Source organism: Streptomyces recifensis, from assembly GCF_002154615.1.
Classification (GTDB): domain Bacteria; phylum Actinomycetota; class Actinomycetes; order Streptomycetales; family Streptomycetaceae; genus Streptomyces; species Streptomyces griseoluteus.
Genome location: NZ_MUNH01000507.1, coordinates 1 through 15,081, shown reverse-complemented (window position 1 = coordinate 15,081; position 15,081 = coordinate 1). Strand labels below are relative to the sequence as shown.

At 70.0% G+C, this 15,081-nt stretch carries 11 protein-coding genes; 7 read left to right on the top strand and 4 right to left on the bottom strand.

Annotation, left to right across the window (positions count from 1 at the left end; translation table 11 throughout):
* Both CCN33_RS24335 and CCN33_RS24330 read left to right on the top strand, forming a co-directional pair.
* The coding region (locus CCN33_RS24335; protein WP_208621871.1) for a RecB family exonuclease at nucleotides 1-463 on the top strand (463 nt) is incomplete at its 5' end.
* Nucleotides 464-505: 42 nt separating this feature from the next.
* Complete coding sequence (locus tag CCN33_RS24330; protein ID WP_030812688.1) at nucleotides 506-1,177, top strand: response regulator; 672 nt, start codon at nucleotides 506-508, stop codon at nucleotides 1,175-1,177.
* A 60-nt stretch (nucleotides 1,178-1,237) separates the two neighbouring features.
* Here CCN33_RS24330 and CCN33_RS24325 read toward each other — a convergent pair whose 3' ends face one another.
* The 4 genes from CCN33_RS24325 to metH form a co-directional block, all read right to left on the bottom strand.
* Entirely contained in the window at nucleotides 1,238-2,812 is a 1,575-nt protein-coding gene (locus CCN33_RS24325; RefSeq protein ID WP_425275866.1) for an ABC transporter substrate-binding protein, read from the bottom strand.
* 69 nt (nucleotides 2,813-2,881) lie between these two features.
* Nucleotides 2,882-4,486, bottom strand: coding sequence for an ABC transporter substrate-binding protein (locus tag CCN33_RS24320; RefSeq protein WP_086695628.1), 1,605 nt, complete (start codon nucleotides 4,484-4,486; stop codon nucleotides 2,882-2,884).
* Between the two features lie 435 nt (nucleotides 4,487-4,921).
* Complete coding sequence (locus CCN33_RS24315) at nucleotides 4,922-5,623, bottom strand: HAD family hydrolase (RefSeq protein WP_086695627.1); 702 nt, start codon at nucleotides 5,621-5,623, stop codon at nucleotides 4,922-4,924.
* 139 nt (nucleotides 5,624-5,762) lie between these two features.
* Nucleotides 5,763-9,281, bottom strand: coding sequence for a methionine synthase (metH, locus tag CCN33_RS24310; RefSeq protein WP_086695626.1), 3,519 nt, complete (start codon nucleotides 9,279-9,281; stop codon nucleotides 5,763-5,765).
* Nucleotides 9,282-9,574: 293 nt separating this feature from the next.
* Here metH and CCN33_RS24305 point away from each other — a divergent pair, with 293 nt between their 5' ends.
* From CCN33_RS24305 to CCN33_RS24285, 5 genes are all read left to right on the top strand, one after another.
* Entirely contained in the window at nucleotides 9,575-10,339 is a 765-nt protein-coding gene (locus CCN33_RS24305) for an IclR family transcriptional regulator (RefSeq protein ID WP_030812673.1), read from the top strand.
* Between the two features lie 219 nt (nucleotides 10,340-10,558).
* Nucleotides 10,559-11,350 (top strand): MIP/aquaporin family protein, encoded by a 792-nt coding sequence (locus tag CCN33_RS24300; protein ID WP_086695625.1) that lies wholly within the window; start codon nucleotides 10,559-10,561, stop codon nucleotides 11,348-11,350.
* Between the two features lie 89 nt (nucleotides 11,351-11,439).
* The gene (glpK, locus tag CCN33_RS24295) at nucleotides 11,440-12,978 is read left to right on the top strand and encodes a glycerol kinase GlpK (protein ID WP_086695624.1); all 1,539 of its coding nucleotides are present in this window, start codon (nucleotides 11,440-11,442) and stop codon (nucleotides 12,976-12,978) included.
* Between the two features lie 40 nt (nucleotides 12,979-13,018).
* Entirely contained in the window at nucleotides 13,019-14,638 is a 1,620-nt protein-coding gene (locus CCN33_RS24290; RefSeq protein WP_086695623.1) for a glycerol-3-phosphate dehydrogenase/oxidase, read from the top strand.
* A gap of 227 nt (nucleotides 14,639-14,865) precedes the next feature.
* Nucleotides 14,866-15,081: hypothetical protein (locus tag CCN33_RS24285; RefSeq protein WP_140394649.1), on the top strand; the 216-nt coding region annotated here is incomplete at its 3' end.

Here is a 15,081-nt window from a genome sequence, read left to right as displayed (position 1 = left end):
CGAGCGGGAGATGTTCGTGGAGACGGAGCTGGATTCGGGGCTGCGGCTGCGCGGGATCATCGACCGGGTGGATGTGGCGCCGACGGGTGAGGTGCGCATCGTCGACTACAAGACGGGGAAGGCGCCGCGCCCGGAGTACGCGGAGGACGCGCTGTTCCAGATGAAGTTCTACGCGCTGGTGGTGTGGCGGCTGAAGCGGGTGGTGCCGCGGCGGCTGCAGCTGGTGTATCTCGGCAGTGGTGATGTGCTGACGTACGACCCGGTGCCGGCGGATCTGGAGCGGGTGGAGCGGAAGCTGCTGGCGTTGTGGGCGGCGATCCGGGAGGCGACGGAGTCGGGGGTGTGGCGGCCGCGGCCGACGAAGCTGTGCGGCTGGTGCGACCACCAGGCGGTGTGTCCGGAGTTCGGGGGGACTCCCCCGCCGTATCCGCTCGCTGTGAGGGCGGCGGAGTCGGGCGCGTAGGGCGCGGGCAGAATGGGGCCGGTCTAGCGAAGGAGTTCTCAGGTGGCCATCCGCGTCCTTTTGGTCGATGACCAGCCGCTGTTGCGTACCGGGTTCCGGATGATTCTGGAGGCGGAGCCGGATCTGGCGGTCGTCGGTGAGGCCGGTGACGGTCTGCAGGCGCTCGATCAGGTGCGTGCGCTGCAGCCGGATGTGGTGCTGATGGACATCCGGATGCCCCGGATGGACGGGGTGGAGGCGACCCGGCAGATCACGGGTCCGGAGCGGGACGGTCCGGCGAAGGTGCTGGTGCTGACGACGTTCGATCTGGACGAATACGTGGTGGAGGCGCTCCGGGCGGGGGCGAGCGGGTTCCTGCTGAAGGACGCTCCGGCGGACGAGCTGGTGCAGGCGATCCGGGTGGTGGCGGCGGGCGAGGCGATGCTGGCGCCGAGCATCACGCGGCGGCTGCTGGACAAGTACGCGACGCATCTGCCGTCGGGTGAGGAGCCGGCGCCGAGCACGCTGCACACGCTGACGGACCGTGAGGTGGAGGTGCTGAAGCTGGTGGCGCGGGGGCTGTCGAACGCGGAGATCGCGGCGGATCTGTTCGTGAGCGAGACGACGGTGAAGACCCATGTGGGGCATGTGCTGACGAAGCTGGGCCTGAGGGACCGGGTGCAGGCGGCGGTGTACGCGTACGAGAGCGGTCTGGTGCGTCCGGGCGCGCAGTAGAGACGCCTTCGAGGGCGCCCTTCCTGTGGGGGGGGCGCCCTCGGTGTTCCCTGGCGGGGGTCAGCTCTTGCTGAGGTCCCAGAAGCGGAAGACGGTGGAGGCGTCGAGGCAGTACTCGAGGCCGTAGACGCCGTCCCGGACGACGGCGTACTGCTTGGCCTGCCAGACGGGCAGGATGGGCAGTTCGTCGGCGACGATGTCCTGGACCTGCGCGAAGTCCCTGTCGGTGGCGGCGCGGTCGCTCTGGGCGGCGGTGGCCGGGAGCAGGGTGCCGGTGAGGCGGCGGTTGTCGTAGTGGTTGGACAGCACGTTGCCCTTGCCGAAGAAGGGGGCGGTGAAGTTGTCGGCGTCCGGGTAGTCGGGCACCCAGCCCTTGACGTAGACGCCGTACTTGCCGGCGGCGATGTCCTTCTCGTACTGGCCGAAGGGGACGGACTTGACGTCGGCTTCGAAGAGGCCGCTGGCGTTGAGCTGTTCGGCGACGGCGCGCAGTTCGGCGTCGGTGGCGGGGCCGTAGCGGGCCGGGGTGGACCACAGGGTCAGCCGGACCTTGCCGGTGATGCCGTCGGCGCGCAGGGCCTGGGCGGCCTTGGCCCTGGAGGGGCGGGCTCCGTAGGTGTCGAAGAAAGCGGTGTTGTGGCCGATGATGCCGGCCGGGATGATCGAGTACAGCGGGGTGGCGGTGCCCTGGTAGACGTTGTGGATGAGGGCGTCGCGGTCGAGCAGGTGGGCGATTGCCTTGCGTACGCCGAGCTTTCCGGCGAAGGGGTCCTTCATGTTGAAGACGAGGTGCTGGACCTCGGCGCTGCTGCCCTCGATGACGTCGATGCCTTTGGTGCCTTCCTGGGCGTCGATGTCGGTGATGTCGGTGGCGCTCAGGCCGCGGTAGGCGATGTCGATGTCGCCGCCGAGGAGGGCCTTCTTCAGGGCCTTCTGGTCGCCGTGGAAGAACTTGAGGGTGACGCCGGAGTTCTTGATGTCGGCGGTGCCCCGGTAGTGGGAGTTGACCGAGAAGACGGCCCGGCCCTTGTCGAAGGAGTCGAGCTTGTAGGGGCCGGAGCCGACGGCCTTGTCGTCGGTGCGCAGGGCGGCGGCGTCGTACTGGCGGTGGTCGACGATGGAGCCGGCGCCGGAGGCGATCTTGCTGGGGAAGGTCGCGTCGGGGGCGTTGAGGTGGAAGACGACTGTCTTGGCGTCGGGTGTCTCGACCCGCTCCAGCGTCGGGAACATGACAGCCGGACCGGCGGGGTCGTTGATCTTCAGCAGGCGGTCGAAGGAGAACTTGACGTCTTCGGAGGTGAGGGAGTCGCCGTTGCTGAACTTCAGGCCGGGCTTGAGTTCGCACGTGTAGAGGGTGGCCCGGGTGTCACCGAAGACGCAGGACTTGGCGAGTTCGGGCTCGGGCTGGGTGCCGCCGTTGGGGAAGCTGAGCAGCGACTGGAAGACGTTGTTGAACAGCAGCCAGGAGCCGGGGTCGTAGCCCGATGCCGGGTCGGTCGCCAGGACGTCGTCGGACATCCCCATCACCATGGCCTGACCGGTGCCCTTGGCGTCGTCGGTCCCGGAGCCGCAGCCGGTCAACAGGCCGCAGGCCAGCCCCGCCACCACGGGCAGGACCGGCCACTGGGTGCTCATCTTCACAGCAGTGCCTTGTCGTCGGTTCGTGGCCCGGAGCCGCCGTCGCGGCTCCGGGTACGGGAGACGTCAGCCGCTCACACCACGGCCGAGCTCCCACAGCTGAAGCGTCGACGAGGAGTTCAGGGCGTACGAGGTGCCCGTGATGTCGTCCCGCGCGGCGACGTACTGCTTGCCCTGCCACAGCGGCAGCACGGGGACGTCCTCGGCAACGGTGTCCTGGATCTCGGTGAGGCTCTTGGCGGCGTCGAGGCGGTCGGCCTCGCGGCGGGACTCGGGGATCAGCGTCCGCTCGATGGTGCTGTTGGCGTAGGGCGAGCCGAGGAAGTTGTCCTTGTCGAGGAACGGCGCCAGGAAGTTGTCGGCGTCGGGGAAGTCGGGGAACCAGCCCATGCCGTAGACGTCGTACTGGCCCTTCTGCTCCGCGGGGCGGAAGGTGGCCCAGGGGTGGCCCTGGATGGTGACGTCGAAGAGGCCGCTGTCGTTGAGCTGCTTCTGGAGGACCTCGAACTCCTGCTTGGTGGCGGAGCCGTAGTGGTCGGTGGTGTAGTGCAGCGTCAGCTTGAGCGGGGCGGTGACGCCGGCCTTGGCGAGCAGCAGCTTGGCCTTGGCGACGCTCGGGTCGCCGTACTTGTTGAAGAACGAGTTGGAGTGGCCGGTCAGGGTGGCGGGCACCAGGGAGTACAGCGGCTCGGCCTGGGTGCCGTAGACCTTGGAGACCAGTTCGCCGCGGTTGACGACCTGGGCGATGGCCTGGCGGACGGCCTTGTCCTTGACCGTCTGCGCGTTGGTGTTGAAGGCGAGGTAGCGGATCTCGAGACCCGGCATGTCGACGAGGTCGGCGTGCGTGTCGGAACCGCCGTCGAGCTTCTGGATCTGGCCCGGCGACATGGTGCGGCTCATGACGTCGATGTCGCCGCGGTCCAGGGCGGCGCCCATCGCGTCGGCGTCGTCGAAGGAGCGGATCTCCACCTTGTCGTTGTTCAGCTCGGAACTGCCCTTGTACGAGGGGTTCTTGGTGAACGTGGCGCTGACCATGGCGTCGCCCTTGACCTGCGCCTTGAAGGTGTACGGGCCGGAGCCGTCGACCTCGAAGCCGTCGCGCAGCTTGCCCTTGGCGTAGTCCTTGGGGTTCACGATGCCCGCGACCGGGGTGGACAGCTTGAACGGGAAGGTGGCGTCGGCCGTCTTCAGGTGGAAGATGACCTCGCGGTCGCCCTGGGTCTCGACGGTGTCGACGGTGTTCAGCAGGGCGGCGACACCGCTGTCGGCCTGGAGCTTGAGGGCGCGGTCGATGGAGAACTTCACATCGGCGGCGGTGACCGGGTCGCCGGAGGCGAACTTGAGGCCGCTGCGGAGCTTGCAGGCGTAGCGCTCGTTGCCGGTGTCGGTGAAGCTGCAGCTCTCGGCGGCCTCCGGGACGGGGCTGCCCTCGCCCTTGGGCTGGATCATCAGGGTCTGCACGGTCTGACGCAGGATGTTCCAGGTGCCGACGTCGTAGGCGTAGGCGGGGTCGAGGGGCGCGGGGGCGTCGCTCGTGGCCGTGAACCGGTCCGTGGTGCCGACGACGATGGGGTCGCCGTTCTTGGCCCCACTGTCGGTTCCGCCGCACGCGGCGAGAACCGGCGTGAGCAGGCCGGCCACTGCCGGCAGCACCAGAGTCTTGCGGTTCATGCGGGACGTTCTCCAGAGCTGTTCGATTCCGTGAACCGGCTAGCTTCGGATGGGCGCGGCGGGTCACGGGGGTTGCTGCGATGTTGTCGCGTCGACATTAGTCCGCGCCCGCAGGGCGGTTCGCGGTCCCTGGAGTTGAGGGCTCATCACGCAGTGAAACCGGGTGTGGACGCACCGAAAAACCGACAGCGACAGGATTCGTACAACGGTCCATCAATCGGGACACATGGGCCTGCGGGCGGGGCGTTCGACCGCGTTTCCTGCACACGCGGGGGGAGGTTGTCGAGACCGGCCGGAGTGGCGAACGTCACAGTGTCAACTGCGGTCCGGGATACCGGAATTCAGCCGGTTCGACGGGCGCGCAATTTCCGCCGGGGCGCAACTTCGGGGAATTGCGCCCCTGGTCAGCATTGTTTTCGCACGCTGGGTGAACGCCTAGTGCGTGAGCGTCATCAGACCGCGCAGAAAAGACAGGTCGACCTGTTCCAGCGAGGGGACGACGGTGCGCCGTTCGGCCGGGACGATGGGGGCGATGGAGGGCACGGCGACCACGTGGCAACCGGCGGCCTCGGCGGCGGCGACCCCGGTGGCGGTGTCCTCGATGACGGCGCACCGGGCCGGGTCGGCGCCGAGTCCGGCGGCGGCCAGCAGGTAGGGGTCGGGGTGGGGCTTGGTGCGGGAGACCTCGTCGCCGCCGATGGAGAGGGAGAAGTGGTGCGGGCCGAGCGCGGTCAGCACGCGGTCGATGATGCGCCGGTGGGAGGCGGAGACCAGGGCGGTCGGGATGTCGTGCTCGTGGAGCTCGGCGAGCAGCCGGGCGGCGCCGGGCATCAGCGGGAGGTGGCTGCCGATGCGGGCCTCGAAGCCGTCGTTGAGCAGGACGGAGAGTTCGGCGAGGGTGATGGCGGCGCCGGTGGCCTCGATGAGGAAGCCGGCACTGCGGGTCATGGGGCCGCCGACGACGACGTGCCGCCAGGACTCGTCGAGGGTGTGCCCGAGGGCGGCGAAGACCTCGACCTCGACGTCCCACCAGAATCCCTCGGTGTCCACCAGGGTGCCGTCCATGTCGAGGAGGACCGCTTGCAGGGCTGACCCTTCGGCCGTACGAATTCCGAGCGCGGGGACCGTGCTGGTCATCCGGGCGCACCTCCTTGAGGGACGATCAGGCCGGCTCCCGGAGAGGGAACCGGCCTGCGGTGGACCGACCAGCATACGTCGATCGCGCCCGAAGCGCCTGTTGTGCGCGCGTGTCCGCCGACCGGCCCGGTCGGCGCGGTCAGCGGGCGTTGAAGTACTTCGCCTCGGGGTGGTGGATGACGATGGCGTCGGTGGACTGCTCGGGGTGCAGCTGGAACTCCTCGGAGAGGTGGACGCCGATCCGCTCGGGCCGGAGCAGGTCGGCGATCTTGGCGCGGTCCTCCAGGTTGGGGCAGGCGCCGTAGCCGAGGGAGAAGCGGGCGCCCCGGTACTTCAGGGCGAACATGTCCTCGATGTCCGCGGGGTCCTCCCCGGCGAAACCGAGTTCGGCGCGGACGCGGGCGTGCCAGTACTCGGCCAGCGCCTCGGCCAACTGGACGGAGAGGCCGTGCAGTTCGAGGTAGTCGCGGTAGGCGTCGGCCTCGAAGAGCTTGGCGGTCTCCTCGCCGATGCGGGAGCCGACGGTGACGACCTGGAGGCCGACCACGTCCCGCTCACCGGACTCCTCCGGGCGGAAGTAGTCCGCGAGACAGAGCCGGCGGCCCCGGCGCTGGCGGGGGAAGGTGAAGCGGGTGCGTTCGTTGCCGTCCTCGTCGAGGATGATCAGGTCGTCGTCCTTGGAGACGCAGGGGAAGTAGCCGTGGACGACGGCGGCCTCCAGCAGGTTCTCCGTCTGGAGCCGGTCGAGCAGGCCGCGCAGCCGGGGGCGGCCCTCGGTCTCGGCCAGCTCCTCGTAGGAGGGGCCGTCGCCGGTGCGGGCCTGCTTGAGCCCCCACTGGCCCTTGAAGAGGGCACCCTCGTCCAGCCAGGACGCGTACTCCTTGAGCTGGATGCCCTTGACCACGCGGGTGCCCCAGAACGGCGGGGTGGGCACCGGGTTGTCGGTGCGCACGTCGGAGCGGACGTGGCCCTCCTGCGGGGTCTCCTCGGGGAGGTCGGCTGCGGGGGTGGCGCGGACCCGGCGCTGCTTCAGCTCGGGGAGCCGCGCACCGGGCAGTCCGCGCTTGACGCCGATGAGGGCGTCCATCAGGCGCAGGCCCTCGAAGGCGTCACGGGCGTAGCGGACCTCGCCCTCGTAGATCTCGTGGAGGTCCTGCTCGACGTAGGCGCGGGTGAGGGCGGCGCCGCCCAGGATCACCGGGTAGTCGGCGGCCAGGCCGCGCTGGTTCAGCTCCTCCAGGTTCTCCTTCATGATCACCGTGGACTTGACCAGGAGGCCGGACATGCCGATGACGTCGGCGCGGTGCTCCTCGGCGGCGTCCAGGATCGCGGAGACGGGCTGCTTGATGCCGAGGTTGACGACGTTGTAGCCGTTGTTGGACAGGATGATGTCCACGAGGTTCTTGCCGATGTCGTGGACGTCGCCGCGCACGGTGGCCAGCACGATCGTGCCCTTGCCCTCGGCGTCGGACTTCTCCATGTGCGGTTCCAGGTGCGCGACGGCCGTCTTCATGACCTCGGCGGACTGGAGCACGAAGGGAAGCTGCATCTGGCCGGAGCCGAAGAGTTCGCCGACGGTCTTCATGCCGTCGAGGAGGGTGTCGTTGACGATGTCGAGGGCGGGGCGGTCCTGGAGGGCCTCGTCCAGGTCGGCTTCGAGGCCGTTGCGCTCGCCGTCGACGATGCGGCGCTTGAGGCGCTCGTCCAGGGGCAGCGCGGCCAGTTCCTCGGCCTTGCCGGCGCGCAGCGACTTCGCGGTGGCGCCCTCGAAGAGCGCCATCAGCTTCTGCAGCGGGTCGTAGCCCTCGGCGCGCCGGTCGTGGATGAGGTCGAGGGCGGTCTGCACCTCCTCCTCGCTGAAGCGGGCGATGGGCAGGATCTTGGAGGCGTGCACGATGGCCGAGTCCAGACCCGCCTTGACGCATTCGTCGAGGAAGACGGAGTTCAGCAGGATGCGCGCGGCCGGGTTGAGGCCGAAGGAGATGTTGGAGAGGCCGAGCGTGGTCTGGACGTCCGGGTGGCGCCGCTTGAGTTCGCGGATGGCCTCGATGGTGGCGATGCCGTCCTTGCGGGACTCCTCCTGACCGGTGCAGATGGTGAAGGTCAGGGTGTCGATGAGGATGTCCTCCTCGCGGATGCCCCAGTTCCCGGTGAGGTCGTCGATGAGCCGTTCGGCGATCTCGACCTTCTTCTCCGGGGTGCGGGCCTGGCCCTCCTCGTCGATGGTGAGCGCGATCAGGGCGGCGCCGTGCTCGCGGGCGAGCCGGGTGACCTTGGCGAAGCGGGAGTCGGGGCCGTCGCCGTCCTCGTAGTTCACCGAGTTGATCACCGCGCGGCCGCCGAGCTTCTCCAGGCCGGCCTGGATGACGCCGACCTCGGTGGAGTCGAGCACGATCGGCAGGGTGGAGGCGGTGGCGAGGCGGCCGGCGAGTTCGGCCATGTCGGTGACGCCGTCGCGGCCCACGTAGTCCACGCAGAGGTCGAGCATGTGCGCGCCCTCGCGGATCTGCTCGCGGGCCAGCTCCACGCAGTCGTCCCAGCGGGCCTCCAGCATGGCCTCGCGGAACTTCTTCGACCCGTTGGCATTGGTGCGCTCGCCGATGGCGAGGTAGGAGGTGTCCTGGCGGAACGGCACCGACTGGTAGAGCGAGGCGGCGCCCGCCTCGGGACGCGGCTGCCGTTCGGAGGGGTTGAGGTCACGGACCCGCTCGACGACCTGGCGCAGGTGCTCGGGTGTGGTGCCGCAGCAGCCGCCGACCAGCGAGAGGCCGTACTCGTGGACGAAGGTCTCCTGGGCGTCGGCCAGCTCGGGGGCGGTGAGCGGGTAGTGCGCGCCGTCCTTGCCGAGGACGGGGAGGCCGGCGTTGGGCATGCAGGCCAGCGGGATGCGGGCGTTGCGGGCGAGGTGGCGCAGGTGCTCGCTCATCTCGGCGGGGCCGGTGGCGCAGTTCAGGCCGATCATGTCGATGCCGAGGGGTTCCAGCGCGGTGAGCGCGGCGCCGATCTCGGAGCCGAGCAGCATGGTGCCGGTGGTCTCGACCGTCACCGAGACGATGACCGGCAGGTCGATGCCGAGGGCGTCCAGACCCCGCCGGGCGCCGAGGACGGCGGCCTTGGTCTGCAGGAGGTCCTGGGTGGTCTCGATCAGCAGGGCGTCGGCGCCGCCGGTGACCAGTCCTTCGGCGTTCTGCTGATAGGCGTCGCGCAGGGTGGTGTACGGGGCGTGGCCGAGGGTGGGCAGCTTGGTGCCGGGGCCCATGGAGCCCAGCACCCAGCGGGGGCGGCCGTCGCGGGCGGTGAACTCGTCGGCGACCTCGCGGGCGACGCGGGCACCGGACTCGGAGAGTTCGTGGACGCGCTCGGAGATGTCGTACTCGCCGAGGGCCGAATGGTTGGCGCCGAAGGTGTTGGTCTCGACGCAGTCGACGCCGACCGCGAAGTACTCCTCGTGCACGGAGCGCACGATGTCGGGCCGGGTGAGATTGAGGATCTCGTTGCAGCCCTCGAGCTGCTGGAAGTCGTCGAGCGTGGGTTCCTGGGCCTGGAGCATGGTGCCCATGGCTCCGTCGGCGACCACCACACGGGTGGCGAGTGCCTGACGGAGCGCGGACGCACGGGTCCGGCTGTCGGCGGAAGGGGACGTCGGCGACGAGGCCATGAAGGGGCTCCCTTGGATGCGACGGCTGTCGGCTATGCGCCCGCTCCGGCCGGGGCCGGGGTGGGGCACGGCGCCAGAGTAACCGCCAGTGGGCTTGGATGGGCACAGGCGTCCACGACACGGACGCCGATGGCGGAGTCCGGCCGGTGGGTGCGGTGGCCGGAACCCGACGGGTGTGCCGGCACCACCCCTGCTCATTGGCGGGAGATCGACATCGACCGGTAATGTTCGGCATTGCCGAACGCGTGAGGGATGGCTCGGCGGTGGCCGATGCGGACGGAGGCAGGACGTCGATGGCACGGAACATCCAGTCGCTCGAACGGGCGGCCGCGATGCTGCGCCTGCTCGCGGGCGGCGAGCGGCGGCTCGGCCTCTCCGACATCGCCTCGTCGCTGGGCCTGGCCAAGGGCACCGCGCACGGCATCCTGCGCACCCTCCAGCACGAGGGCTTCGTGGAGCAGGACGAGGCCTCCGGCCGCTACCAGCTGGGCGCGGAGCTGCTGCGGCTGGGCACCACCTACCTGGACGTGCACGAGCTGCGGGCGCGGGCCCTGGTGTGGACCGACGACCTGGCCCGCTCCAGCGGGGAGAGCGTGTACCTGGGCGTGCTGCACCAGCAGGGCGTGCTGATCGTGCACCACGTCTTCCGCCCGGACGACAGCCGCCAGGTGCTGGAGATCGGGGCGATGCAGCCCCTGCACTCCACGGCGCTCGGCAAGGTGCTCTCCGCCTACGACCCGGTGGCCCACAGCGAGGCGCTGGACTCCTCCCGCAAGGCGTTCACCGACCGCACGGTGTGCGCGCCGGAGGAGTTCGAGCACGTCCTGGACCTCACGCGGGCGCGCGGGTACGCGGCCGACCTGGAGGAGACCTGGGAGGGCGTGGCGTCGATCGCCGCGCCGATCCACGACCGGCGCCGGATGCCGGTGGGCGCGGTGGGGATCGCCGGCGCCGTGGAGCGGCTGTGCCGGGACGGCGAGCCGCGTCCGGAGCTGGTCGCGGCGGTGCGGGACTGCGCCCGCGCGGTCTCCCGCGACCTGGGCGCCGCCCGCTTCTGAGCACGGCCTTCCGCGGAGGGCCGGTCTGCTGTGCCCCCGTCCGTAACGATCCGGCGTTCTGTGCTTTTTTTCGCCCCCGGAACTCTTGACGCGTGCGCGCGACGAAAGCGAGACTCCCGTCCATCGGTCGGCATTGTCGAACACCTATCGGTATTACGCGTTAGGGTGGGGCAGCGCCAAGGGCCGGGTTTCCCTGGACCAATGACAAAGGAGTCGCGGGTGTCCAGCTCCGACATCTTCATCGGCGAGACCATAGGTACCGCCGTTCTCATCCTGCTCGGCGGCGGTGTGTGTGCCGCCGTGACACTGAAGGCGTCCAAGGCGCGCGGCGCCGGATGGCTCGCCATCGCCTTCGGGTGGGGTTTCGCCGTTCTGACGGCCGTCTACACCTCGGCGCCCCTCTCCGGCGCGCATCTCAATCCGGCCGTGTCGCTCGCGCTGGCGATCAAGGACCACGACTACGGCACGCTCCCCGCGTACTGGGGCGGCCAGTTGCTGGGCGCGATGATCGGCGCGACGCTGGTCTGGGTGGCGTACCTGGGCCAGTTCCGCGCCCACCTGACCGACCAGGAGATCGTCGGCGGGCCCGGCGCGCAGGACACGGTCAAGGCGGTCGAGGCCGAGGAGGCGGCCGCGGGCCCGGTACTGGGCATCTTCTCCACCGGTCCGGAGATCCGGAACGCGGTGCAGAACCTTCTGACGGAGATCATCGGCACGATCGTGCTGGTGCTGGCGGTCCTCACGCAGGGCCTGAACAACGAGGGCAACGGTCTGGGCCCGGTGGGCGCGCTGATCACGGCCCTGGTGGTCGTCTCGATCGGTCTGTCGCTCGGCGGTCCGACGGGATACGCGATCAACCCGGCGCGCGACCTGGGACCGCGCATCGTGCACGCGCTGCTGCCGCTGCCCAACAAGGGTGGCTCGGACTGGAGCTACGCATGGGTGCCGGTCGTCGGCCCACTGATCGGCGGCGCGATCGCTGCGGGCCTCTACAACGTCGCTTTTGCTTGATGAGTAACGATTTGCGCGAAAAGCACCGATCATTCGAGTAAGCGCCGTACACACCGCCACCCTCACCTCGGATCTCCCAGGAGCACAAAGTGACCGACGCCCACACCGCAGGCCCCTTCATCGCGGCGATCGACCAGGGCACGACCTCCTCGCGCTGCATCGTCTTCGACAAGGACGGCCGCATCGTCTCCGTCGATCAGAAGGAGCACGAGCAGATCTTCCCCAAGCCCGGCTGGGTCGAACACGACGCGAACGAGATCTGGACGAACGTCCAGGAGGTCGTCGCCTCCGCCATCGCCAAGGCGAACATCACGCGTGACGACATCAAGGCCATCGGCATCACCAACCAGCGCGAGACGACCGTGCTGTGGGACAAGAACACCGGTGAGCCCGTCCACAACGCCATCGTCTGGCAGGACACCCGTACCGACGCCCTCTGCCGCGAGCTGGGCCGCAACGTCGGCCAGGACCGCTTCCGCCGCGAGACCGGTCTGCCGCTGGCGTCCTACTTCGCCGGGCCCAAGGCCCGCTGGCTGCTGGACAACGTGGAGGGCCTGCGGGAGCGCGCCGAGGCCGGCGACATCCTCTTCGGGACCATGGACAGCTGGGTCATCTGGAACCTGACCGGCGGTGTCGACGGCGGCCGGCACGTCACCGACGTCACCAACGCCTCGCGCACCATGCTGATGAACCTGCACACCATGGAGTGGGACAAGAAGATCTGCGAGTCCATCGGGGTGCCGGAGCAGATGCTCCCCGAGATCCGCTCCTCCGCAGAGGTCTACGGCGAGATCACCGGCGGCAGCCTCGGCGACCTGCTCGGCGGCACCCCCGTCGCCTCCGCGCTCGGCGACCAGCAGGCGGCCCTGTTCGGCCAGACCTGCTTCTCCGAGGGCGAGACCAAGTCGACCTACGGCACCGGCACCTTCATGGTGATGAACACCGGCGAGAAGATCATCAACTCCTACGCCGGCCTGCTCACCACCGTCGGCTACAAGATCGGCGACAAGCCGACCGTGTACGCCCTGGAGGGCTCGATCGCCGTCACCGGCTCGCTGGTGCAGTGGATGCGCGACCAGATGGGCCTCATCTCCACCGCCGCCGAGATCGAGACCCTCGCGCTCTCGGTCGAGGACAACGGCGGCGCCTACTTCGTACCGGCCTTCTCCGGCCTGTTCGCCCCGCACTGGCGCTCCGACGCCCGCGGTGTGATCGCCGGCCTGACCCGGTACGTCACCAAGGCGCACCTCGCGCGCGCCGTCCTGGAGGCCACCGCCTGGCAGACGCGGGAGATCGCGGACGCCATGACGAAGGACTCCGGGGTCGAGCTGACCACGCTCAAGGTGGACGGCGGCATGACCGCGAACAACCTGCTGATGCAGCAGCTCGCGGACGTGCTCGACGCCCCCGTGGTGCGCCCGATGGTCGCCGAGACCACCTGTCTCGGTGCCGCCTACGCCGCCGGTCTCGCCGTCGGCTTCTGGTCCGGCACGGACGAGCTGCGCGCCAACTGGCGCCGGGCCGCCGAATGGACCCCCCGCATGGACGCGGAGACCCGCGACCGTGAGTACAAGAACTGGCTCAAGGCCGTCGAACGGTCCATGGGCTGGCTCGAGGACGAGAGCTGACCCGCCAGGTCCGGCTCCGACGAGGAGTGAAGTACCCGACATGACCAGTCCCACCACCCTGCAGTCCGTACCTGCCCTGGGCACGCACCCGGCCTCCGGCTCCAACCCGAGCCGCGCCGAGACCCGGGAGCAGCTCGCGCGGGCGTCGTACGACCTCCTTGTGATCGGCGGCGGCATCCTGGGCATCTCCACCGCCTGGCACGCCGCGCAGTCCGGGCTCAGGGTGGCGCTGGTCGACGCCGGCGACTTCGCCGGAGCCACCTCCTCCGCCTCCTCCAAGCTGCTCCACGGCGGGCTCCGTTACCTCCAGACCGGCGCGGTGAAGCTGGTCGCGGAGAACCACTTCGAACGGCGCGCGGTCTCCCGCCAGGTGGCCCCCCACCTGGCGAACCCGCTCACCTTCTACCTCCCGGTGTACAAGGGCGGCCCGCACAGCGCGGCCAAGCTCGGCGCGGGCGTGTTCGCCTACTCCGCGCTCTCCGCGTTCGGCGACGGCGTGGGGCACCTGCTCTCGCCGGCCAAGGCCGCGCAGGACGTGCCCGAGCTGCGCACCGACAACCTGAAGGCCGTGGCCGTGTACGGCGACGACCAGATGAACGACGCCCGCATGGCGCTGATGACGGTCCGCGCGGCCGTCGACGCGGGCGCGGTCGTACTGAACCACGCCGAGGTCACCGGGCTGCGCACCACGCGCGGCCGGGTCACCGGCGCCGAGCTGAAGGACCGGCTCACCGGCGAGGAGTTCGGCGTCGACGCCCGTCTGGTGCTGAACGCGACCGGCCCCTGGGTGGACCACCTGCGCCGGATGGAGGACCCGCACGCGGCCCCCTCGATCCGCCTGTCCAAGGGCGCGCACCTGGTCCTGAAGCGCACCGCCCCCTGGAAGGCGGCGCTGGCCACCCCGATCGACAAGTACCGCATCACGTTCGCCCTGCCCTGGGAGGACATGCTGCTGCTCGGCACCACCGACGAGGTGTACGAGGGCGACCCGGCGGACGTGTCGGTCACCGAGTCGGACATATCCCAGATCCTGGACGAGGCCGCGTTCTCCGTCCGGGACCAGCAGCTCCAGCGGGATCTGATCACCTACTCCTTCGCCGGGCTGCGGGTGCTGCCGGGCGGCCCCGGTGACACCGCGAAGGCCAAGCGGGAGACCGTGGTCACCGAGGGTCCGGGCGGAATGCTCTCGGTGGCGGGTGGCAAGTGGACCACGTTCCGGCACATCGGACGGACCGTGCTGAAGAAGCTGGAGCAGTTGCCGGGCCGCCCGCTCGGTGACGACTTCGAGCCGGTGTCGGAGCTGCCCAAGCGGCTGCCGCTGCCCGGTGTGGCCAACCCGCGCGCGGTCGAGCACCGGCTGCTGGTGGACCGTCCGGCGCCCGGTCCGCGCATGGGCGCCGACACCGCCCGCCACCTGGCCACCCACTACGGCTCGCTGGCCTTCGACATCGCCCGCCTGGCCAACGAGCACCCGGAGCTGGCCGAGCGGGTCCACCCCGACGCGCCGGAGATCTGGGCGCAGGTGGTCTGGGCCCGCGACCACGAGTGGGCCGAGACCCCGGACGACGTGCTGCGCCGCCGCACCACGCTCACCATCCGCGGCCTGGCCACGGACGAGGTGCGCGCGCGGGTGGGTGAGGTGCTCGGCAAGAAGCAGTAAGAGGCGCTTCCCAGGGGCGGTTCCGTGTCGGCGGAACCGCCCCTGGCGCGTGTCCGCGCCTCCGTCCGCCCCCGAACACTCCCGCGCGCTCCCTCGAACGTGTTTCAAAGTGTGCGTTTACCACCCTGTCTACGGCTAAAACGGATCTTTCCGACCACACTGGACCAGGCGGCAGTGGGACCGGCGTGAGCAGAGCGGGGCGAGGCCCAGGTGCGGGGAGCGGTCATATGCGAGGCGGATGGCACACGGCGCGGGCGCGGCGGCGCCTCGGCCTCGGCGCGTGCGGTGCCGCGCTCGCCGCGCTCGCGGCGGTCCTGCGGTACTGGTGGCTGGACGCGGCGGTCGCGGGCGTCCTGATCTCGGCGATCGGCGCGTTCGTGTCGGTGGTGGCGCTGGTGGCCGACATCCTGCGCGGCGACGCCGACCGCAGGGGCGGGTCGGCG

Bases quoted from the DNA above. Each gene is read 5' to 3' on its own strand.
- CCN33_RS24325 (WP_425275866.1), bottom strand. From the start codon at position 2,812: ATGAGCACCCAGTGGCCGGTCCTGCCCGTGGTGGCGGGGCTGGCCTGC.
- CCN33_RS24320 (WP_086695628.1), bottom strand. From the start codon at position 4,486: ATGAACCGCAAGACTCTGGTGCTGCCGGCAGTGGCCGGCCTGCTCACG.
- CCN33_RS24315 (WP_086695627.1), bottom strand. From the start codon at position 5,623: ATGACCAGCACGGTCCCCGCGCTCGGAATTCGTACGGCCGAAGGGTCA.
- metH (WP_086695626.1), bottom strand. From the start codon at position 9,281: ATGGCCTCGTCGCCGACGTCCCCTTCCGCCGACAGCCGGACCCGTGCG.
- CCN33_RS24305 (WP_030812673.1), top strand. From the start codon at position 9,575: ATGGCACGGAACATCCAGTCGCTCGAACGGGCGGCCGCGATGCTGCGC.
- CCN33_RS24290 (WP_086695623.1), top strand. From the start codon at position 13,019: ATGACCAGTCCCACCACCCTGCAGTCCGTACCTGCCCTGGGCACGCAC.